General features: G+C 59.4%; 18 protein-coding genes. 10 read left to right on the top strand and 8 right to left on the bottom strand.

Annotation, left to right across the window (positions count from 1 at the left end):
- Window positions 1–335 precede the first annotated feature (335 nt).
- Together purU and V6607_RS26305 are read left to right on the top strand one after the other, a co-directional pair.
- Entirely contained in the window at window positions 336–1,184 is an 849-nt protein-coding gene (gene purU, locus V6607_RS26310; RefSeq protein WP_003209762.1) for a formyltetrahydrofolate deformylase, read from the top strand.
- 84 nt (window positions 1,185–1,268) lie between these two features.
- Window positions 1,269–1,469 (top strand): hypothetical protein, encoded by a 201-nt coding sequence (locus V6607_RS26305; protein WP_023659227.1) that lies wholly within the window; start codon window positions 1,269–1,271, stop codon window positions 1,467–1,469.
- Between the two features lie 10 nt (window positions 1,470–1,479).
- Here the strand turns inward: V6607_RS26305 and V6607_RS26300 are convergent, their stop codons facing one another.
- A complete protein-coding gene (locus V6607_RS26300; RefSeq protein ID WP_003209766.1) occupies window positions 1,480–3,369 on the bottom strand; it encodes a methyl-accepting chemotaxis protein in 1,890 nt (629 codons plus the stop codon).
- Window positions 3,370–3,565: 196 nt separating this feature from the next.
- Between V6607_RS26300 and V6607_RS26295 the strand changes: the two genes are divergently transcribed.
- Window positions 3,566–5,044: a helicase HerA-like domain-containing protein gene (locus tag V6607_RS26295; protein ID WP_102605694.1), complete on the top strand. Its 1,479-nt coding sequence runs from the start codon at window positions 3,566–3,568 to the stop codon at window positions 5,042–5,044.
- A gap of 121 nt (window positions 5,045–5,165) precedes the next feature.
- Here V6607_RS26295 and V6607_RS26290 read toward each other — a convergent pair whose 3' ends face one another.
- Window positions 5,166–5,621: a DciA family protein gene (locus tag V6607_RS26290; protein ID WP_008432358.1), complete on the bottom strand. Its 456-nt coding sequence runs from the start codon at window positions 5,619–5,621 to the stop codon at window positions 5,166–5,168.
- Window positions 5,622–5,926: 305 nt separating this feature from the next.
- On the opposite strand from V6607_RS26290, the gene secA reads away from it, so the two are divergent.
- From secA to V6607_RS26275, 3 genes are all read left to right on the top strand, one after another.
- Window positions 5,927–8,662 (top strand): preprotein translocase subunit SecA, encoded by a 2,736-nt coding sequence (gene secA, locus V6607_RS26285; protein ID WP_087693541.1) that lies wholly within the window; start codon window positions 5,927–5,929, stop codon window positions 8,660–8,662.
- Between the two features lie 122 nt (window positions 8,663–8,784).
- Window positions 8,785–10,002, top strand: a complete 1,218-nt coding sequence (gene argJ, locus V6607_RS26280) for a bifunctional glutamate N-acetyltransferase/amino-acid acetyltransferase ArgJ (RefSeq protein WP_003209777.1) — start codon at window positions 8,785–8,787, stop codon at window positions 10,000–10,002.
- A 41-nt stretch (window positions 10,003–10,043) separates the two neighbouring features.
- A complete protein-coding gene (locus V6607_RS26275; protein ID WP_134327233.1) occupies window positions 10,044–10,988 on the top strand; it encodes a Nudix family hydrolase in 945 nt (314 codons plus the stop codon).
- A 148-nt stretch (window positions 10,989–11,136) separates the two neighbouring features.
- Here the strand turns inward: V6607_RS26275 and V6607_RS26270 are convergent, their stop codons facing one another.
- The 3 genes from V6607_RS26270 to V6607_RS26260 are packed head-to-tail and all read right to left on the bottom strand — an operon-like array spanning window position 11,137 to window position 14,718.
- Window positions 11,137–11,715: a cob(I)yrinic acid a,c-diamide adenosyltransferase gene (locus tag V6607_RS26270; protein WP_008432363.1), complete on the bottom strand. Its 579-nt coding sequence runs from the start codon at window positions 11,713–11,715 to the stop codon at window positions 11,137–11,139.
- 2 nt (window positions 11,716–11,717) lie between these two features.
- Complete coding sequence (locus V6607_RS26265) at window positions 11,718–13,754, bottom strand: ATP-binding protein (RefSeq protein ID WP_003209782.1); 2,037 nt, start codon at window positions 13,752–13,754, stop codon at window positions 11,718–11,720.
- 46 nt (window positions 13,755–13,800) lie between these two features.
- On the bottom strand, window positions 13,801–14,718 hold the full coding sequence (locus V6607_RS26260; RefSeq protein ID WP_134327232.1) for a putative 2-dehydropantoate 2-reductase: 918 nt from the start codon (window positions 14,716–14,718) through the stop codon (window positions 13,801–13,803).
- A 126-nt stretch (window positions 14,719–14,844) separates the two neighbouring features.
- Here V6607_RS26260 and V6607_RS26255 point away from each other — a divergent pair, with 126 nt between their 5' ends.
- Window positions 14,845–15,330 carry a YajQ family cyclic di-GMP-binding protein gene (locus tag V6607_RS26255; protein WP_003209785.1) on the top strand — a complete coding sequence of 162 codons (486 nt, stop codon included), beginning with the start codon at window positions 14,845–14,847 and terminating at the stop codon, window positions 15,328–15,330.
- A gap of 134 nt (window positions 15,331–15,464) precedes the next feature.
- Entirely contained in the window at window positions 15,465–16,307 is an 843-nt protein-coding gene (locus V6607_RS26250) for a mechanosensitive ion channel domain-containing protein (RefSeq protein WP_003209787.1), read from the top strand.
- A 191-nt stretch (window positions 16,308–16,498) separates the two neighbouring features.
- On the opposite strand, the gene V6607_RS26245 is transcribed toward V6607_RS26250, so the two are convergent.
- Both V6607_RS26245 and V6607_RS26240 read right to left on the bottom strand, forming a co-directional pair.
- The gene (locus V6607_RS26245; protein WP_003209790.1) at window positions 16,499–17,770 is read right to left on the bottom strand and encodes an OprD family porin; all 1,272 of its coding nucleotides are present in this window, start codon (window positions 17,768–17,770) and stop codon (window positions 16,499–16,501) included.
- Between the two features lie 302 nt (window positions 17,771–18,072).
- Entirely contained in the window at window positions 18,073–18,279 is a 207-nt protein-coding gene (locus V6607_RS26240) for a hypothetical protein (RefSeq protein WP_003209792.1), read from the bottom strand.
- Between the two features lie 374 nt (window positions 18,280–18,653).
- On the opposite strand from V6607_RS26240, the gene V6607_RS26235 reads away from it, so the two are divergent.
- Together V6607_RS26235 and V6607_RS26230 are read left to right on the top strand one after the other, a co-directional pair.
- Entirely contained in the window at window positions 18,654–19,079 is a 426-nt protein-coding gene (locus V6607_RS26235) for an HIT domain-containing protein (protein ID WP_003209794.1), read from the top strand.
- A gap of 3 nt (window positions 19,080–19,082) precedes the next feature.
- Complete coding sequence (locus V6607_RS26230) at window positions 19,083–19,289, top strand: SlyX family protein (protein ID WP_003209796.1); 207 nt, start codon at window positions 19,083–19,085, stop codon at window positions 19,287–19,289.
- A gap of 85 nt (window positions 19,290–19,374) precedes the next feature.
- On the opposite strand, the gene V6607_RS26225 is transcribed toward V6607_RS26230, so the two are convergent.
- Window positions 19,375–19,977 carry a cold-shock protein gene (locus tag V6607_RS26225; RefSeq protein WP_003209798.1) on the bottom strand — a complete coding sequence of 201 codons (603 nt, stop codon included), beginning with the start codon at window positions 19,975–19,977 and terminating at the stop codon, window positions 19,375–19,377.
- Window positions 19,978–20,168: the final 191 nt, after the last annotated feature.

The raw sequence follows: 20,168 nt of genomic DNA, 5'->3' as shown, positions 1-20,168 counted from the left end.
GCAGGGCGCTGGGTGAAAGGGGATAGTGGCTCAATAATAGTCAGACAGTTTGCCCAAGTAAACATTTAAGGCCGCATTTATGTAATTTACTTTGGTTGTTTGTGGCAAAAGCGTGGAATTGAGTTAATTAGTAAGGGGGATGGCCTAAAGATACTCTGGTTAAGTCTTGGCTTACTGCCGGAGTCCACGCGTTTGCACACATAGTGGGGAAAAACCTTACGCTATTAAGGGGCAGGGTTGACGCAGCCGATCAGAATAAGCGTTGAGGAATACTGCAGTTTTTCTGCGCAATCGCTAGAATGGCGGCCTTTGCGAAGTTCTGGAGTTTCCCCCTAATGCGCACTTTTCGGCTGGTGATTGCTTGCCCGGACCGGGTTGGCATCGTTGCCAAGGTCAGTAACTTTCTGGCTTCCCACAACGGTTGGATCACCGAAGCGAGCCATCACTCGGACAATCTCAGCGGCTGGTTTTTCATGCGTCACGAAATTCGTGCCGATACGCTGCCCTTTGGTCTAGAGGCATTTCGCGAGGCATTTGCGCCGATCGCTGAAGAGTTCTCGATGACCTGGCGCATCACCGACACGGAACAGAAAAAACGCGTGGTCCTGATGGCCAGTCGTGAGTCCCACTGCCTGGCAGACCTGCTGCACCGCTGGCACAGCGATGAACTGGACTGCGAAATCTCCTGCGTGATTTCCAACCATGACGACCTGCGCAGCATGGTCGAGTGGCATGGCATTCCGTACTACCACGTCCCGGTCAACCCGCAGGACAAGGAGCCGGCCTTTGCCGAGGTCTCGCGCCTGGTCAAGCAGCACGATGCGGACGTCGTGGTACTGGCGCGCTACATGCAGATTCTGCCGCCGGAGTTGTGCAGTGAATACGCTGGCAAGGTGATCAATATTCACCACAGTTTCCTGCCATCGTTTGTGGGTGCCAAGCCGTATCACCAGGCATCCCTGCGTGGCGTGAAGCTGATCGGTGCAACGTGCCACTACGTCACCGAAGAGTTGGACGCCGGTCCCATCATCGAGCAGGACGTGGTGCGTGTCAGCCATAGCGACAGCATCGAAGACATGGTCCGTTTTGGCCGTGACGTCGAGAAGATGGTGCTGGCTCGCGGCCTGCGCTATCACCTGGAAGACCGGGTACTGGTGCACGGCAACAAGACTGTCGTGTTCTGATTGAAGTGTTTTGATTGAAGAATGAAGGGCCTGGGCGTTAAATCGCTACAGGCCCTTTTTTTGAGCGCGGGTGAGGACTGGAGCATGAGCGATCCACTGGACAAGGCGACTTCCAAAGCCCCCGCGACGCTGGGAGAGGGTTGTTTGAGTCGATATGACCCGGATGACCTGAGCAGTGAGGACGGCACCGAGTTTCCAGGCGCCGCCGAGTTGTGGGAACAATTGCAGGACACATCCGAATTGCCTGAAGAAAAGGCGTCAGCGGCTGTGCAAGGCAGCCGCTGACCCGGCGGGATCAAATCCGGAAACTACCCACCAGTTGTTTCAAGCGCGCCGCTTGCTGTTCCAGGTCGGAACAGGCCCGCAAGGTTGATTGCAGGTTTTCCACACCTTCCTGATTGAGGGTGTTGATCTCGGTGATGTCCATGTTGATTGACTCCACCACCGAGGTCTGTTCCTCGGTAGCGGTGGCTACCGACTGGTTCATCCCGTCAATTTCGCCGATACGCTGGGTCACGCTGTTCAGACGCTCGCCCGCCAGGTTGGCGATTTCCACACTGTCCTGGCTGTGCCGCTGGCTTTCGCTCATGGTGCTGACCGAATCCCGGGCGCCGACTTGCAGCTCCTCGATCATCTTCTGCACCTGCTGCGCCGACTCCTGGGTGCGGTGCGCCAGGTTGCGCACTTCATCGGCCACCACCGCAAAGCCGCGCCCGGCTTCCCCGGCCCGTGCGGCTTCAATCGCCGCGTTGAGGGCCAGCAGGTTGGTTTGCTGGGAAATGCTGGTGATCACTTCCAGAATCTGCCCGATGTTCACTGTCTTGCTGTTAAGCGCTTCGATATTGGTGCTGGAGGCGCTGATCATCTGCGACAACTGGTTCATCGCCTTGATATTGCGTTCCACCACTTGCTGACCGTCTTCGGCCAAGTGCCGGGCATCGCTGGCCTGGTTGGAGGCCTGTGCGGCGTTGCGGGCGATTTCCTGGGCGGCGGCCCCCAGCTCGTTGATCGCGGCCGCGACGCTGTTGGTCCGGTTGGCCTGCTCGTCGGAATTGACCATCGAGGAATTGGAGGCGCTGACCACCCGCAGGGCCACTTCATTGACCTGCTCGGTGGCCGAGGAAACTTCGCGAATCGAGGTGTGAATCCGCTCCACGAAACGATTGAAAGCGCTGCCAAGCACGCCGAATTCGTCGTGGTTCTGGATGGTCAGGCGGCGGGTCAGGTCGCCTTCACCGTCGGCGATGTCTTCCATGGCGCGGGTCATGACGTGCAGTGGCTGCAGGAGGATGCGAATCAGCATGCCCAGCAGGGCGATGATGATGACCACGGCGATGATCGTGGCGATGATCGCCGAGGTGCGGAATTCGCTGAGCATGGCGAAGGATTTATCTTTATCCACCGACAGGCCGAGGTACCAGTTCACCGAGGGCAGGCCCTTGATCGGGGTAAAGGTGACGATACGTGTCTTGCCGTTTACCTCGACTTCACTGAAGTCGCTGCTGATTCGGGGGGTGTTGTTCGGATAGACGTCGGCCAGGGTTTTCATCACCAGGCCCTTGTCCGGGTGTACCAGCACTTTACCGTCGGCACTGACCAGGAAGGCATAACCCATGCCGCCGAAGTTCAGGGCACCGATGTTGTCTACCAGGGTTTGCAGGCTCAGGTCGCCGCCCACCACGCCGACACTCTGGCCGGCCTTGGTGCTGGGGGTGGCGATGGAGATGATCAACTGGCCGGTGGCCGCGTCAATGTAGGGTTCGGTCAGGGTTGAGCCGTTGCTGCCCTGCGCGCCCTTGTACCAGGGGCGTACCCGTGGGTCGAAGCCGTCGGGCATCTTGGTATCGGGGCGGATGACGAAGCCGCCCTTGCTGTCGCCAAGGTACGTGGCCATGAACGAGGACGTCAGGGCCTTCTGTTCCAGAAGGCTGGCGACGCTGGTTGAATCCGGGTTGATGGCGATGTTCTGTGCGGCGCTTTCTATTAGCACTATGCGCCCGGTAAGCCAGGTCTGGATGTTGCTGGCAGTGACATCGCCCATTTCATGCAGGTAGTTGTTCAGGTCGTCGCGAATCGCATTACGCTGCAAGTAGTCGTTGTAGAGGGTAAACAACGCAAAGGCGGCAATGACGACAAGAGCGGCGGCAAGCAGGATTTTATGGCTGAAACGCAGATTTTTATTCATGGCTTGTGGGGTCCGCTATGGTCTTAATATCCGATGCACGTCCTTCTGGGACGCGCGGAATGGCTGCGTCAAAAAAAGTGTGATATTTCCATCTGCTCCTGCAGGAATTATCCGGCCTGTTTTTCCAAGACTTTTTGGGTCTCTCGCTTTATCTGTATCGACCATTCAGCGCCAAAGATTAACCATGGGTGACAAAATGCCTGACTCCTCGCAACTCATTATTGGTGCAGATCTTCAGGGCCAGCCGATTGCCCAGTCGATGCGCCTGGCCAACCGCCACGGCCTGATCGCAGGCGCCACCGGCACCGGCAAGACCGTGACCTTGCAGCGCCTGGCGGAAGCTTTCAGCGACGCCGGGGTCGCGGTATTTGCCGCCGATATCAAGGGTGACCTGTGTGGCCTGGGCGCTGCGGCCAACCCTCAGGGCAAGGTCGCCGAGCGCATAGCCGGCATGCCTTTCCTTAATTACACGCCCAAGGCGTATCCGGTGACGTTGTGGGATATCCACGGCCAGTCCGGTCATCCGTTGCGCACCACCATGAGTGAAATGGGCCCGCTGTTGCTCGGCAGCCTGTTGGAGCTCACCGACAGCCAGCAATCGGCCCTCTACGCAGCCTTCAAGGTGGCCGATCGTGAAGGCCTGTTGTTGCTGGACCTCAAGGACCTCAAGGCGCTGCTGAACCATTTGCGCTATCACCCGGAGTTGCTCGGGGAAGACGCGGCCTTGATGACCATCGGTTCCAGCCAGGCGCTGTTGCGGCGCCTGGCGGTGCTGGAGCAGCAGGGTGCCGAAGCGTTGTTCGGCGAGCCGGCGCTGCAACTCGAAGACATCCTGCAACCGGCCAGTGACGGCCGCGGGCGTATTCATCTATTGGACGCCAGCCGGCTGGTGCATGAGGCGCCGAAGGTCTACGCGACCTTCCTGCTTTGGCTGTTGGCCGAACTGTTCGAGCAACTGCCGGAACGTGGCGATGCCGACAAGCCGCTGCTGGCGCTGTTTTTCGATGAGGCGCATCTGTTGTTTGCCGACACCCCCAAGGCCCTGCAGGATCGCCTGGAGCAAGTGGTGCGGCTGATTCGCTCGAAAGGCGTCGGTGTGTATTTCGTCACCCAGTCTCCCGGGGACTTGCCGGACACCGTGCTGGCGCAACTCGGCTTGCGCATCCAGCACGGGCTGCGGGCGTTCACCACCAAGGAGCAGAAGTCCCTGCGGGCGGTGGCCGATGGTTTCCGGCCCAATCCGGCATTTGATGCGCTGGCGGTGCTGACCGAGTTGGGTACAGGTGAGGCATTGGTGGGAACCTTGCAGGAAAAGGGGACGCCTGAAGTAGTCCAACGCGTACTGGTAGCACCGCCGCAATCGCGGATCGGGCCACTGAGCGAAGCTGAGCGGGCAGCACTGATTGCCAGTTCGCCATTGCAGGGGCGCTATGACAAGCCGATTGACCGTGAGTCGGCGTACGAAGTGTTGATGGCGCGCAAGGACTTGGGCCCGCAAGAGGATTCGACGCCCGCCGCTGAAGAGCCAAGCTTTACCGACAAGGCCGGTGCTTTCCTCGGTACTACGGCAGGCAAGGCACTGAAATCGGCGATGCAACAGGCGGCCAATCAGATGGGCCGGCAGTTGGTGCGCGGGTTACTGGGGTCTTTGTTAGGCGGCAGCAAACGTAAATAACGATGGGATCAAATGTGGGAGCGGGCTTGCTCGCGAAAGCGGTGGATCAGTCAATATATCCAGTGACTGACACGCCACCTTCGCGAGCAAGCCCGCTCCCACACTTGGTTCTGCGCCGGTCTCAGGTTTTGGGTTTGGCGTGAGCGGCCAGCCGCTCCAGCGCAGCGCGTAAATTCGGATCGGTAATCCCGTCTGCCGTGGCCTGAATGGTTTCGGCGGCGATTTCCGACAAATCCATCGTATGCCCCACCGCACCTTGCGGCACGGTCGGCGGTTGCACCTTGAACTGGATGCGCGTCAGGCTGGCGAATTCGTCGAAGGCCATCAATTGGCGCTGCAAACGTTTCTGCTGGTAGCGCAGGCGCGTCGCCCAATGGCCGTCGGTGACGATCAGCAGCAGATTGCCTTCGCGCCACGAGGCCACATGGCAGTGTTCGCGAGCGGCGGGCTGCAGTTGGCTTTCTACCAGGCGTTGCAGATGACCAAGGCGTTGCGCATGGCCGAAGATGGCTTTTAAAGGCTTGGCTTCGCGAAGCAACACGGCGGGAGCTCGGGCCGTAAGAGGGCGAAATGCCATGACTAGACACCTTAAGTAACAGAGAGGCCATGGTAGCAGAAAGCGTCTGCGACACCGCCGCCATTGCATTACCGGCAGTTTATCCATTAAATCAACGAGTAACTTATTGCCCGAATGGGTTGAAGTTCAGCAAAAAGCCCTTATTTTAAACAAGCCCTCCAAGAGCGCCGTGCCAGCATCGTGGAATAACGCCACTTTCCTCACCCACGTTTCCGGGTAGAATGCTCGTTCGCATGCGGCCGTGAGGGCTGCTCGGGCGACTCACGGGGCGCCCTCCATCCCTATGTGTGGAAGAACCTGCCGATATGTTTGCGCCTTTGTTAAAGAAACTTTTTGGAAGCAAGAATGAGCGCGAAGTCAAACGCATGCTCAAGACGGTGCAGCTGGTCAATGCCTTCGAAGAGCAGATGGTTGCCCTTTCGGACGAGCAATTGCGCGCCAAGACCGAAGAGTTCAAGGCCCGCATAGCCAAAGGTGAAACCCTCGACAAGCTGCTTCCCGAAGCCTTTGCGGTCGCCCGCGAAGCCGGTAAGCGTGTCATGGGCATGCGCCACTTCGACGTCCAGTTGATCGGCGGCATGACCTTGCATGAAGGCATGATTGCCGAAATGCGTACCGGTGAAGGCAAGACCCTGGTGGCAACTCTGGGCGTTTACCTCAACGCACTGTCCGGCAAGGGCGTGCACGTTGTGACGGTGAACGACTACCTCGCCCGCCGGGATGCCAACTGGATGCGTCCGCTGTACGAATTCCTCGGCCTGACCGTCGGCGTTGTCACGCCGTTCCAGCCGCCGGAAGAGAAGCGCGCCGCCTACGCTGCCGACATCACCTACGGTACCAATAACGAATTCGGTTTCGACTACCTGCGCGACAACATGGCGTTCAGCATGGAAGAAAAATTCCAGCGCGAACTCAACTTTGCCGTGATCGACGAAGTCGACTCCATCCTGATCGACGAAGCCCGTACCCCGCTGATCATCTCCGGTCAGGCCGAGGACAGCTCGCGCCTGTACACCGAGATCAACAAGCTGATCCCGCGCCTTGAGCAACACATCGAGGAAGTGGAAGGCGTGGTGACCAAAGAAGGTCACTTCACCATCGACGAGAAGACCCGCCAGGTCGAACTCAACGAAGCCGGTCACCAGTTCGTCGAAGACATGCTGACCCAGATCGGCCTGCTGGCCGAAGGCGAGAGCCTGTACTCGGCGCACAACCTGGGCCTGTTGACCCACGTATATGCCGGCCTGCGTGCCCACAAGCTGTTCCATCGCAACGTTGAATACATCGTGCAGGACGGCCAGGTCGTACTGGTCGACGAACACACCGGTCGTACCATGCCGGGTCGCCGTTTGTCGGAAGGCCTGCACCAGGCGATCGAAGCCAAGGAAGTCCTGAACATCCAGGCTGAAAGCCAGACCCTGGCCTCGACCACCTTCCAGAACTACTTCCGTCTGTACAACAAACTGTCCGGCATGACCGGTACAGCCGACACCGAAGCGTTCGAATTCCACCAGATCTACGGTCTGTCGGTGATGGTTATCCCGCCGAACAAGCCGCTGGCGCGTAAAGACTTCAACGACCTGGTGTTCCTGACCGCCGACGAGAAATACGCTGCAATCGTCGCCGACATCAAGGAATGCATGGCCCAGGGCCGTCCAGTGCTGGTGGGTACTGCCACCATCGAAACTTCCGAGCACATGTCCAGCTTGCTGGCCAAGGAAGGCATCGAGCACAAGGTCCTCAACGCCAAGTTCCACGAAAAAGAAGCCGAGATCATTGCCCAGGCCGGTCGCCCGGGCGCACTGACCATCGCCACCAACATGGCCGGTCGTGGTACCGACATCCTGTTGGGCGGTAACTGGGAAGTGGAAGTTGCGTCCCTGGACAACCCGACCCCTGAGCAGATCGCGCAGATCAAGGCCGACTGGCAGAAGCGCCACCAGCAAGTGCTGGAGTCCGGCGGCTTGCAGGTGATCGCGTCCGAGCGTCACGAATCGCGCCGTATCGACAACCAGCTGCGTGGTCGTGCCGGTCGTCAGGGTGACGCCGGTTCCAGCCGTTTCTACCTGTCCCTGGAAGACAGCCTGATGCGCATCTTCGCCTCGGATCGGGTGAAGAACTTCATGAAAGCCCTGGGCATGCAGTCCGGTGAAGCGATTGAACACCGCATGGTGACCAACGCCATCGAGAAGGCCCAGCGCAAGGTAGAAGGCCGTAACTTCGACATTCGTAAGCAACTGCTCGAGTTCGATGACGTCAACAACGAACAGCGTAAAGTGATTTATCACATGCGTAACAGCTTGTTGGCCGCCACCAACATCGGCGAGACCATTGCCGATTTCCGCCAGGACGTGCTCAACGCCACCGTCAGCGCCCATATCCCGCCACAGTCCCTGCCTGAGCAGTGGGATGTTGCCGGCCTGGAAGCTGCGTTGAAGAGCGACTTCGGTGTCGACTTGCCGGTCCAGCAATGGCTCGACGAAGACGACCACCTGTACGAAGAAACCCTGCGCGAGAAGCTCATGACCGAGCTGCTGGCCGCGTACAACGAGAAAGAAGAGCAGGCGAGTGCCGAAGCACTGCGCACCTTCGAGAAGCAAATCGTACTGCGTGTGCTGGACGACCTGTGGAAAGACCACCTGTCGACCATGGACCACCTGCGTCACGGCATCCACTTGCGTGGCTACGCCCAGAAGAACCCGAAGCAGGAGTACAAGCGCGAGTCGTTCACGCTGTTCTCCGAACTGCTGGATTCGATCAAGCGCGATTCGATTCGTGTGCTGTCCCACGTTCAGGTGCGTCGCGAAGACCCGATCGAGGAAGAAGCCCGCCTGCGTCAGGAAGCCGAGGCACTGGCTGCGCGCATGCAGTTCCAGCACGACGAAGCGCCTGGTCTTGAGGCTCCGGAAGTATTGGGCGAAGAGGTCGATGTGGCCCTGGCCCAGGCCCCGGTGCGCAACGAACAGAAGCTGGGCCGCAACGAACTGTGCTGGTGCGGTTCGGGCAAGAAGTTCAAACACTGCCACGGCGAAATCAACTAAGATTTTCGCCTGACGCTGCAACACCCCCGCGCCGCGACCGGCATCAGCCGTCGCGGCGTTTTGCCATTTCGTCACCGTCGATAGCGACGGGGTACACACCCAATATTTTTAGGAGCGCATTCATGGCTGTTGGTCTTGGTCCTTTGCCCACGTTGCACCCGGTTGCCGGTTTTGAACTCGGTATCGCTTCGGCGGGCATCAAGCGCCCGGGGCGCAAGGATGTGGTGGTGATGCGCTGTGCCGAAGGCTCGACCGTTGCGGGTGTGTTCACCCTGAACGCGTTTTGCGCCGCGCCCGTGATTCTGGCCAAGCAGCGTGTCGAAGGCCCGGTGCGTTACCTGTTGACCAACACCGGCAATGCCAACGCCGGGACCGGCGAGCCTGGCCTGGCCGCCGCTGCCCGCACCTGCGCCAAGCTGGCGGAGCTGACCGGCGTAGACGCCAGCCAGGTGCTGCCGTACTCCACCGGTGTGATCGGTGAGCCGCTGCCGGTAGAGAAAATCGAAGGCGCGTTGCAAGCAGCGCTGGATGACCTGTCGGTGGATAACTGGGCGGCTGCGGCTACCGGGATCATGACCACCGATACTCTGCCAAAAGGCGCCAGCCGTCAGTTTGTGCACGAAGGCGTGACCGTTACCGTCACGGGCATCAGCAAAGGCGCCGGCATGATTCGCCCGAACATGGCGACCATGCTGGGCTATATCGCCACCGACGCCAAAGTCTCCCGTGACGTGCTGCAAAACCTGATGCTCGACGGCGCCAACAAGTCCTTCAACCGCATCACCATCGACGGCGACACCTCGACCAACGATTGCTGCATGTTGATCGCCACCGGCCAGGCTGACCTGCCGGAAATCACCTCGTCCAACGGCGCGTATTTCGCCGCGTTGAAGCAGGCGGTGTTCGAAGTGTGCATGGACGTGGCCCAGGCCATCGTGCGCGACGGCGAAGGCGCCACCAAGTTTGTGACGGTTGAAGTCAACGGCGGCGGTAACCACCAGGAATGCCTGGATGTCGGTTACACCGTGGCTCACTCGCCGCTGATCAAGACCGCGCTGTTTGCCTCCGACCCGAACTGGGGCCGTATCCTGGCCGCTGTGGGCCGTGCCGGCGTGCCGAACCTGGACGTGAGCAAGATCGACGTGTTCCTCGGCGAAGTGTGCATCGCCAGCCGTGGCGCCCGGGCCGAGACGTACACCGAAGCCCAGGGTTCGGCGGTGATGCAGCAGGAAGAAATCACCATCCGTATCGAATTGGGTCGCGGTGAGTGCAGCGAAACCATCTGGACCACTGACCTGTCCCACGAGTACGTGAAGATCAACGCGGAATACCGCACCTGATACCAGGCAGGTCTTCAAACCGATTCAGAGGAAATAGTGCGGTGAAACGAGTTCATGTAGCAGCAGCGGTCATCCGGGGTGTCGACGGCAGGATTCTGCTGGCGCGCCGCGCCGATACCCAGCATCAGGGCGGCCTCTGGGAGTTTCCCGGTGGCAAGGTGGAGGCCGATGAGTCGGTCGCTACCGCGCTGTCCCGTGAATTGCAGGAGGAGCTGGGCATCCAGGTCACGGCGGCTCGCCCGTTGATCAAGGTGCAGCATGATTACCCGGACAAACAGGTGTTGCTGGATGTCTGGGAAGTCTCGGCCTTTACCGGCGAGCCCCACGGTGCCGAAGGCCAACCCCTTGAGTGGGTGGCCCAGCGGGACCTGCCGAACTATGAGTTTCCGGCAGCCAATGCGCCGATCGTTGCGGCGGCGCGTTTACCGGCTGACTACTTGATCACTCCGGGCGAGCTGGAGACACTCGTCCTGCTGCGCGGTATTCAAAAAGCCATCGCTGGTGGCATCAAGCTGGTTCAGCTGCGTGCCCCCAACGGTTACGACCCCAAGTACCGTGACCTGGCGGTGGATGCCGTGGGCCTGTGTGCGGGCAAGGCGCAACTGATGCTCAAGGGGCCGTTTGAATGGCTGGGGGATTTTCCCGCGGCCGGCTGGCATATGACCTCGGCGCAACTGCGCAAGTACGCCAGCAAGGGACGTCCTTTGCCGAAGGATCGCTGGTTGGCGGCGTCTTGCCACAATGCTGAGGAATTAGCCTTGGCGGAGTTGATGGACGTGGATTTCGTCACCTTGTCGCCGGTGCAGCCCACCCTGACTCATCCTGATGCCGAGCCGTTGGGCTGGGAGCAGGCGCAGCAGTTGATCAGTGGGTTCAGCAAACCGGTGTTCTTGCTCGGTGGGGTGGGTCCTGCTGAGCGGGAAAAGGCCTGGGAGGCTGGTGCTCAAGGTGTGGCGGGGATTCGGGCGTTCTGGCCTGAGGTTTAGGCATAACCCTGGCGAGTGGCCAGGGGAGCTGTTGTGGCGAGGGAGCTTGCTCCCGCTGGAGTGCGCAGCGCTCCCGCTTTTTTGGGGCCGCTACGCAGCCCAGCGGGAGCAAGTTCCCTCGCCACAGGTTGCAATCGGTCAGTAAGCGTCAGTGCGGCTTTGCCGCCGCCTGCCACAAGATCTCTGCAACGCCCTGGCGCTTGGCAATCACCCTGGCTGCCACAAAGAGCAAGTCCGACAGCCGGTTGATGTACGCCAACCCGACGCCTTCCAGCGGTTCCTCTGCATTCAGGTGCTGACACCGGCGCTCCGCACTGCGAGCCAGGCTTCGGCATACATGGGCCTGGGCAATCAACGCCGAACCACCCGGCAGAATGAAGTTCTCCAGCGGCCCGACCTCTTCATTCCAGCGATCGATCGCCGCCTCAAGCCGGTCGACTTCCGCCGCGTTCAGCGCCTTGTACACCGGCATCGCCAATTCGCCGCCCAAGTCAAACAGACGATGCTGGCAAGGTGTCAGCACCTCGATCACATCCTTCAACGCTGGATGCTGCCCGCTTTGTTCCTCCAATCCCGCCAGCAACAAACCCAACTGGCTGTTCAGCGCATCCACCTCGCCAATCGCCTCCACCCGTGGATGGTCCTTGGGCACGCGGCGGCCGTCGCCCAGGCCGGTTTCGCCCTTGTCGCCGGTACGGGTGTAAATTTTCGACAGGCGAAAGCCCATGGTTAGCGCTCCAGTTGAGTGAGTTCGTTGGGTGGCAATTGGCTGCCCGCCAGGGGCAGGCGCAAGGTGAAGCAGGTACCCTGGCCAAGGGTCGAATGCACTTCCATCTGCCCCTTGTGATTGTTGGTGATGATGAAATACGAAACCGACAACCCAAGCCCGGTGCCCTGGCCGATTTCCTTGGTGGTGAAGAACGGCTCAAACGTGCGTTTGCGCACGTTCTCGCTCATACCGATGCCGTTGTCTTCCACCTGGATTTCTGCCCACGGCGGGTTGAGCCGGGTGCGCAGGATGATCCGGCCGGGCTCGCTGCCGTCTTCGCGCTGATGAATGGCCTGGGCGGCGTTTTTCAGCAGGTTGAGCAGTACTTGCTCCAGTTCGTTGGCGGTGCCGGGGACCGGGCCCAGTTGCGGGTCGAACTGGCGGATGATCGCCTGGCCCTTGAAGTCGAAGCCGACGGTGAGGTCGAAGTCGTTGCCGGCAATTTCCACCGCCTGGTCGATCAAGGCCGGCAAGTCGCACGGCGCCATCTGCCGGTTGCTGCGGCGGCTGAAACTGAGCATGTGGGTGACGATTTTCGCCGCCCGGGCGCCAGCCTGCTGGATGCCGTCGAGCAACTGTGGCACTTCGCGGCTTTGCAGGTAGCGGTTGACCGAGTCCAGGTCGATGCCCGCCTGTTCGGCGTGCTCGAGGTTTTTCGGCAGTTCGTTGGACAACCGGCGGCGAATGTTCTGCACGTTATGCAGGATCGCTCCCAGCGGGTTGTTGATTTCGTGCGCCATGCCGGCGGCCAGGCCACCGACCGAGAGCATTTTCTCTGACTGCACCATCATTTCTTCCAGGGACAAGCGCTGGGTGATGTCGTCGATCCGGATCACCACGCCGCGCCCGGCACCGCCCATCAACGGGTAGAAGGTCAGGGCGTAGTGCTTGGGTTCGTCATCCTTGACCCAGGTAACGCGCTCGATCCGCTCTACGGTGTGTTGCTCTACCGTGGCCTTGATCTGCGGCAGGAACGGCTTGAGCGGCTGGAAGGCGAGGAAGATCGGCTGGTTCAGTGCCTCGTCCAGGCGGGTCCCGGAAAGTGCGCTGGCTTCCTGGTTCCACTGGGTGACGTAGAGCTGTTCGTCGAGGGCGATCAGTGCCGAGGGCATCGAGTCGATGATGCTGTTGAGGTAGTTCTGGAAGCCGGTGAGCTTTTTCTCGATCTTGCTGCGCACCTGCACTTCCAGTTCCAGCTTGCGGTTGGTGTGGCGGGTTTCTTCCGCCAGGCCCTGGGCTTGATCGTAGGCGGCCTGGGAATCGTCTCGCGCGCGCTTGAGTTGCTGCTCACGGGCTTCAATGCGCGAAAGCATGGTGTTGAAAGCTTCGGCGAGGCTGCCGATTTCATCATGGTTGCCGCGACCGGCGCGCAGGGCGTAGTTCTCTTCCCGGGTGACCTGGCGCGACAATTCTTCCAGTTCGTGGATCGGCCGGGTAATCAGGCGCTTGATCTGCCGGGCGATCACCAGCCACAGCAACACGCTGAAGATCAGGATACCCAGGCTGGCGGTGAAGGTCCCGGTATAGAAAGCCACCGGCAGTTCGCTGCTGGCCACCAGCAGCAAGTGCCCGGACGGTTTGCCGGCACGGGGCAGGGTGATCACCTGGTTGCTGCGAAATTCGGTGGTACGCCAGGTTTCAATGTCCCGGAAATTATCTGGCAGGTGCAGGCGATTGGCATGTTGCAGCTGGGCCAGGCGCGTGCCATCTCCGTCGTATAAGGCCGCAGCCCGCAATGGCGAGTAGCTGGTCAGTTCATCCAGCAGGGTTTGCGCCTTGAGCGGTGAGTCCAGGGACTCGGCGGCGAGCGACGGGTTGGACACCAGCCGACCGATGGCCTGCAAGGCCTGGGGCGCCATGCTTTCCTGGGAGATCCAGTAGGCGGCGCTGATAAAGGTCAGGTTGGCCACCAGCAAGACGGTGGTCAACAAAACCAGCAGGGCCGCCAGCAGTTTCTGCCCAACCGGTAGATTTTCGAGACGCTGGCGCAGTGGCATCAAGGTTTTCGCTGCAAAGGAACAAGCAGGCAGGGTAGCGCGTGCTTCAGTCGCTGGGCAATCCGCGCGCAGACAGTTGCCGTACCAGGCGCGCCTGGAGTTGTTGCAGGTGCGGCAAGCTCAGTTGGTGGCGGGCGGCCGCCTGGCAGGCATAGCCCAGCAAATAGCTGATTTCGGTGCGTCGGGCACTGGCCACGTCCTGGTACATCGAGGAGTAATTGGCCGCCGTGGCCTGGATTACCCGTTCCACTTCGCTGTGCAAATCCTCTGCGGCAGCGGGTTGGCCGCAGCATTCCAGCAGGTCGGCGAGTTCGGCGCACAGGGTGGCCACTTCGCACTGATGGTCTTGCAGCTCGCCATTGCGACATTGGTAAAGCACGGTCAGCGGGTTGATGGCGCAGTTCAGGGCCAGTTTGCGCCACAGGCGGGTGAGGATGTCGGTGCTCCACTCATGGGGAATGCCGGCGGCTTGCAGGTCATCCAGCCACAGCGGCGGAGTAGGGTGCCGAGCATCCCCCAGCCAGGTGTAGCCATGGCCGGCAAACACTACTCGCCAGTCACTCTCGCGAAACGCGCCTTCGGTGCTGGAGGCGAAGATGCAGCGTGCCTGGGGCAGTTGGGCGGCGACTGCGTCCTGGCTGCCCAGCCCGTTTTGCAGCAGGATCAGTTCGGCGTCTGGCACCAGTCGATGTTCCAGCTGTGCGACGGCTTCCTGGGCGTCGTAAGCCTTGCATGCCACCAGCAGGCGATGAATTTGCCCAGGGCTGTCGGAGGTTTCGCCGACGACCGGGTAGGTGTGAGCCACGCCTTGCTCGACCAGGGTCAGGCCATTGGCCTTCTGATAACTCGCCAACCGCCTGTGATCCCGCAGGATCAGGCGCACGGGCAGCCCGGCGCGGGCCAGGCGGGCGGCCCACAGTGTTCCGAGGCTGCCGGCGCCGAGGACGTGCCAGGTGGTCGACATCAGTTTTTACTCCGTAAGGCTGCCCGCAGTGAACGAGGCGAAAGAACCGCTATAATGCCCGGGCATTTTAGCCCGGGCGTGCTCCATCTCTACTGAGCCGCGCCCCTTTTTTATTGGAGAAATTACATGCCGTCGTTCGACGTGGTATCCGAACTGGACAAACATGAAGTCACCAACGCCGTCGAGAACGCCGTCAAGGAGCTGGATCGCCGCTATGACTTGAAGGGCAAGGGCAGCTTCGAGTTCAAGGAAAAGGAGCTGACCGTCAACCTGACCGCGGAAGCCGACTTCCAGCTGGAAGCGATGATTGAGATCCTCAAGCTGTCTCTGGTCAAGCGCAAGATCGATGCACAGTGCCTTGAAATCAAGGATGCCTATGCGTCCGGCAAGCTGATGAAGCAGGAAGCCGTGCTCAAGGAAGGCATCGACAAGGAGCTGGCGAAGAAAATCGTCGCTCACGTCAAGGACGCCAAGCTCAAGGTCCAGGCCGCCATCCAGGGCGAGCAGGTGCGTATCACCGGCAAGAAGCGTGACGATTTGCAGGAGGCCATTGCTGCCCTGCGCGCCAAGACCTTCGACATGCCGCTGCAGTTCAATAACTTCCGCGACTGAGTGGACCCCTCGGGAACCTGTGGACGTTTTTGACGTCCCACGCCCAGAACCTGCAGAAACGATTGAGCCCTTCGGGGCTCATTTGTTATGTGGGGATTGATAAGGCCGCACATCCGGCAAACAGGAGAATGTAGATGGACTTGAACGCTGAAGTGGATCACTTGATCAAGACCTCGGAGTCGTGGTTACCGATGATCATGGAATACGGCAGCCGATTTTTGCTGGCAGTGGTCACCCTGGCCATCGGTTGGTGGCTGATCAACGTCTTGACCCACCGGGTAGGGCGTTTGCTGGCATTGCGTAATGCTGACCTGGCGCTGCAACACTTCATTACCAGCCTTGCGAACATTGCGCTCAAGGTCATGCTGGTGGTCAACGTGGCCTCGATGATCGGCGTCGCAACCACCTCGTTCGTTGCCGCGATCGGCGCCGCCACCCTGGCCATCGGCCTGGCCTTGCAAGGCAGCCTGGCGAACTTCGCCGGCGGCGTGCTGATTCTGTTGTTCCGTCCGTTCCGCATTGGTGACTGGATCGAAGCCCAGGGCACTTCCGGTACCGTCGACAGCATCCAGATCTTCCACACCGTGTTGCGCACCGGCGACAACAAGACGGTGATCATCCCGAACGGCAGCCTGTCCAACGGCCTCATCACCAACACCAACCGTCAGCCGACCCGCAAGGTGGTGTTTGACGTGGGGGTCGACTATGAAGCCGACCTGCAGAAAGCACGTGAAGTGCTGCTGGAACTGGCCAAGGATCCACGTGTATTGGCTGATCCTGCGCCGGCAGCGGTAGTTTCGACCTTGGGCGACAGTTCGATCACGGTATCCCTGCGAGTCTGGACCAAGACTTCGGATTACTGGGATGTGATGTTCATGTTCAATGAACTGGCACGTGACCGTTTGAAAGCGGCGGGGATTGATATTCCGTTTCCACAACGGGTTATTCGCGTCATGCAGGAAAGTGCTGGGAAGTAATAGTGTGACTGGATGATTAAACCTGGCCGATGTGTCAGGTTTGTTACGCAGGATTAAACTAGATAGTTAGCTTGCTAGTTATCCGGTTGTTGAGATTAAGTTGCAATAAAAAAGCCGCTCACTTGCGAACAAGTGAGCGGCTTTTTAGTTAGGGCCGAAACCCTAAGTCATCGTTGTAATCAAACTGCCAATTACAAGATGTTCAGCGGGTATTGCGCGATCAGACGCAGTTCGTCGATGGACGCCGAACCGTAGTACACACCATCGCTGGAGCGATAAGTGGCTTGACGCACGCGCAGGCTCAGGTCTTTTGCCGGGCCGCTCTGGATCACGTACTTGGCTTCGATGTCACGTTCCCACTCTTTGCCGTTCGAGGTGTCGGCGGTGTTGGCGCCGGTACCTTTGACGTAGCGAGTCATGAAGCTCAGGCCTGGTACGCCGAAAGTCGCCATGTTCAGGTCGTAGCGAGCCTGGAACGACTTCTCGTCTTCAGCGTTGAAGTCGGAACGAGCGATGGAGTTGGCAAGGAAGATCGTGCCGCCGCCGTCTACGCCGTAGCCGTAGTCACCGTCACCGCTGACCTTCTGGTAGGCCAGGGTAAAGGTGTGAGCCTGGATGGTGTACGCGCCTTGCAAGCTGTAGGCACGGTTGTCCAGTTTGGTGGTGCCGTCTTTCTCAGCCCGTTGCAGGCCAGCGCCATCACTTTTGGTGCTGTAGATGTTGAAGTCGACCGCCAGGGACTGCTCATTGCTGAGCGCATGGGTCCAGTTCAGGTTGGCGTAGGTTTTTTTCCAGTAGTCTTCGGTCTTCGCGTAGTAGAGGCTGGCGCTGACTTCTGGAGTCAGGGCGTAGACACCACCGATGAAGTCGGTTTTTGTCAGGCCCAGGCTGTCGCGGTAGGTCTGGGCTTGTGCCACGCTCGAAGTGAAGTGACCGCCTTCAAGTTTCAGGCCTTTGATCTCGTTGCTGGTCAGCGAGATACCCTGTGGCAATTCAGGCAGCAGACGGCTGTCATCGGAAGCGAATACAGGCGCGGTGGTGTACTGGTCGCCGATTTTCAGGACCGTATCGGAGATACGGAACTTAACTGCGCCGCCGCCCTTGGAGTAATCATCCTGAGCGCGACCGTCGGAGCCAGTTGGAAACAGGCCAGTGCCGGAACGACCCTTGCCGCTGTCCAGTTTGACGCCCAACAGACCGATGACGTCGACACCCACACCGATGGTGCCTTGGGTGAAGCCCGACTGGTACAGGCCGTTGAAGCCCAGACCGGTTTCGTCGACGCGGCTCTTGCCGGTGTCATTGTTACGGAAGTCGCGGCTAAAGTTCAGGAGGCGAGTGTTGATGCTGAAAGTACTGTCTTCAACAAAGCCCTTGGAATCGTCCTGGGAGGACGCCATTGCGAACTGCGAGGTGCCTGCTGAAACAGCCAGGGCGATCATGCTCCACTTCATCACGCGCATCGTGATTTGCTCCTTTGGTTTTAGGAAGAGTACTGCCGTCCCACCTATATTTTTGTCTGGGCGGCTCTTTCTTTTTTGTGTCGGCGCAAAGTTATATCACGCAGACATTATTGACGATACTTGCACATCTATCCTTTCAGCTTCTTTACGGGCCTGTCGTAAATTGCTAGCTCCATGTCGCAAATTCACAGTCCACTTGTAACCGGACTGACAACTTCAATGCTGTTTTAAAACCTTGGAAGCGGGGTGGAAAAGTCACCCCTGAAAGTTTCAACTCATCCCTGTCAGGCATTGAACCGCTGTTATTTTCCGTCGCGAAACACCTGCTTCCCGCCGGTGCCGTTGTCGACGATATGGGTGTGAATGCAACAAGCGTGCACAAACCCGTAACCGAATGTGATTTTTTCGTGAAAAGTGTCAACGGCCTGTAAAAACCGCATAAGCACGGGCTTTTTACGCCGTTTGGTTTGGCCTTGACGCGCCTGCCGCACTCCGGTTTGGTGGCGCATAAAACCTGTACCAGAGCAAAACGTTACCGGTTCACCCCGTTCGGTGGGTAGTTGGCGGATCCCTTTGAAGCACAAATGGGTCATTTTGGTGCAGTGCTTCACTGACTGCGTTTCTGCTCCCGTTCACCCTTGGCCTTTTGAAAGCCGTCTGGCTCAAGGTCTTGAAGCATGTTCTGCGTCCCGACTTTGACCAGAATTGGATACATTGGTCATTTAGCGTAGCTGAAATATTGGCCTGTCTCGAAATGGTGCGCTTTTTTTCGTGGCGTCCTGTTTGGGCGCGTATTCGGCCACGCGCATTCGCCGTGAAGCGACCGGCATTCGCAGGTATGCTGGGCGCCTGAAACCTGACCCGCCGAACGGGAGTGACTGCTGTGTTCGCCTTAGATCCACGCCTTCAACAAGACACCTTGCCTATCGGGGATTTCCCCCTGTGTCGGCTGCTGCTTTCCAATGACTCGAATTACCCCTGGTTCATCCTGGTGCCGCGCATCGACGGTATCAGCGAAGTGTTTCAACTGGATGTCGCCGACCAGCAGCGGGTGTGGCAGGAAAGCACGGCACTGGCACAGTGGCTGAACGAAGGGTTCGGCGCCGACAAAATGAATATCGGTGCCTTGGGTAATGTGGTCAGCCAACTGCACGTGCATGTGATCGTACGCAAGCGCGACGACGCGGCCTGGCCTGCGCCGGTCTGGGGCAAGCACCCGGCGAAGCCCTACAGTGACGAGCAAGTGGTGGCAATTCGTGCGCGCCTGCGCGAGATCCTGCCGGCCGACTTCACGTTCCTGGAGGCTTGAGCCATGGATCTTCAAGCCCGCGTGACCGACCTGGAAAGCCGCCTGGCCTTTCAGGACGACACCATCGAGACCCTGAATGACATCCTGGTCACCCAGCAGCGTGCCGTGGAACGCCTGCAGTTGCAGATGACTGCGTTGCTCAAGCGCCAGGAAGAAATGGGCGGCCAGTTCGAGTCGTCCGAGGAAGAGGCGCCGCCGCCTCATTATTAATAAGGCAGGGGTTGACCCCCCGGGCATAAAAAAACCGCGATGCAGCCAGGCTGCATCGCGGTTTCTTTTTTTCGGGGTGCTGGAATCAGCGACGCGGCAATGCGGCGATCACATCTTCAGCTTGCAGCCCCTTGTCACGGTTCATGACGGAGAACTCCACGCGCTGGCCTTCCACCAGTACGCGATGGCCTTCGCCGCGAATCGCCCGGAAGTGGACGAAGATATCGTCGCCCGAATCCCGGGAAATAAAGCCGAAGCCCTTGGAGGTGTTGAACCACTTGACGGTCCCGGTATCCCGGTTGGTCATGTCGTAGCTTTGCGACGCAGCGGCCGGGGAGGAGCGGTAAAAACTGATGGCCAGATGAAGAACGATGGCGACCAGTGCTATTGCCAGGCTGAGCAGGACGGCCGGGTGGCCACCCACTTCAGGCATAGGCGCCAGCAGGGTGAGGGTTTGCACGACAACAGCCAGGACCAGCAGGGCGCTGACCAGGTTTTGCAGTTGATGACGCGGGCCTTTGTTCCAGTATGGAATGACTGGAGCCAGTGTCAGGTTAAGAAGACCAAAGAAGGTCAGGTAGAGAGCGTCAGGTTGCTGCAGGTAAGGCAGGGTCTCTGATCGCAGGCTGGGGATAAAGGACAGCAGCAAAGCTGCAGCGCCCGTTAGCAGGTGGACGATTTTCAACATTTTGATTAACTCACGTTAAGACGGATCACAAGGAAGAGCTGACGGGCACGGTTCGCTTCTGAACAATGGGAGGCGTTGGGCACGTGCACGGGTATCAGCCTATGCCGCTTGCCGCGAAAAATATCGGCGGCGACACGCTGCCTATTTAACAGCAAAGCCTGTGCCTACTCAAATCAAGCATTTCAGGCTGT

It is taken from the genome of Pseudomonas sp. KK18, assembly GCF_037094675.1.
Classification (GTDB): Bacteria; Pseudomonadota; Gammaproteobacteria; order Pseudomonadales; family Pseudomonadaceae; genus Aquipseudomonas.
This window is presented reverse-complemented; position numbering and strand designations above follow the sequence as displayed.